At 55.1% G+C, this 1,276-nt stretch carries 1 protein-coding gene and 1 pseudogene; both read left to right on the top strand.

From position 1 onward, the window contains the following. A pseudogene (locus tag C7386_RS13585) lies at positions 1-234 on the top strand (ParA family protein); the annotation flags it as partial. 5 nt (positions 235-239) lie between these two features. Further along, positions 240-1,175: a ParB/RepB/Spo0J family partition protein gene (locus tag C7386_RS13225; protein ID WP_116705738.1), complete on the top strand. Its 936-nt coding sequence runs from the start codon at positions 240-242 to the stop codon at positions 1,173-1,175. Positions 1,176-1,276: the final 101 nt, after the last annotated feature.

Genomic DNA, 1,276 nt, shown 5'->3' with positions numbered 1-1,276 from the left:
GCCGGTTGCCTTATCACCTGCTTCCAGCGTCAAGCCGGAGAGCAGACCGGCGAGGACTGGCTGCGCGAAAATCTGGATTGTCCCGTCTACAAGACGCATATCCGGTACAGCGGCAAGGTGGTTGGCAGCAGCTTCGAGTGCAAGCCGATTATCGAATACAGCAAGACCAGCGCCGCCGCGCGTGATTACCTCGATTTCGTCAGCGAGTTTCTGTCCGCAGAGAAAAGAGGTTGAGAGATATGGGATTTTCTATTACCGATATGCTGAACAAGGATACCTCTATGGCAGCTGCACCTGTTAAAGACCATACCATTGAGCGTATCAGCTACTCCAAGCTCGTCCCCAGCGAGGATAATTTTTACTCAATGCAGGAGATCGAGGAACTGAAAACCGCTATCGAGCTTGCAGGCCGCGTGCTGAACAACCTCGTCGTTACTCCGTTGGAAGATGGCAAATATAAAATCCTGTCCGGCCACCGCCGCCACAGAGCGGTCGGTATGCTGTTGGACGAGGGCAAGACAGAGTACGAGTTTCTGCCTTGCTCCGTAGAACAGATCGAGGACGCCGACCGCGCCGTGCGCGAACCGGTGTTGCTCATCGCCGCCAACTCCCAGCGCGTGAAAACCGCATGGGACAAGCTCGAAGAAGTCCGCCGTATGCGCGACTTGCAACGACAGGCTAAGGCAGAGCGAGGCCTGAACGGTCGTGTACGCGATCTGGTCGCACGCAGTCTTAACATCAGTTCCAGCCGCGTAGCCAAGTATGACAGTATACTGAACAACCTCATTCCCTCTTTAATGGAAGAAATTAAGGCTGACAATCTGCCGATTTCCACTGCCTATGAGCTGAGTAAGCTGAATACAGAACAACAGCAGGCCGCATTTACCGGCTTTACTCAAACGGGCAAACTGCCGACCGGCGATGATGTGTTCCGGTCGAACACGCCTGAAACCGCTGTACAGTCGGAAGCACCTGCTCCGCAGCCAGATAACGCACCGGCAACACCGCAGACGGATGATTTGTTCCAGACGAACACGTTGCCCGGTGATGCAGCACGGCTTGTCCGGCAGCTTACCTGTCTGCCGGATAGCAAGCTGCCACGCCTTGCAAAACTGCTCGGCACCAGCACCGCGCAGCTTACCGCTGACCTCAACGCACTGAACAATTTATATTAAACCACGAGCCTTGCTCGTGGTCATGCGCCGGGAGCGCAGGAAACGATCTATCCCCTTGTTGACTGCGTTTTCCAAGCCCGGCGTATGACCATGTGCAAGAC

Source organism: Agathobaculum butyriciproducens, assembly GCA_003096535.1.
GTDB lineage: Bacteria > Bacillota > Clostridia > Oscillospirales > Butyricicoccaceae > Agathobaculum > Agathobaculum butyriciproducens.
Note: the sequence above shows the minus strand (reverse complement) of the source record. Positions and strands in the feature narration are given on the sequence as shown.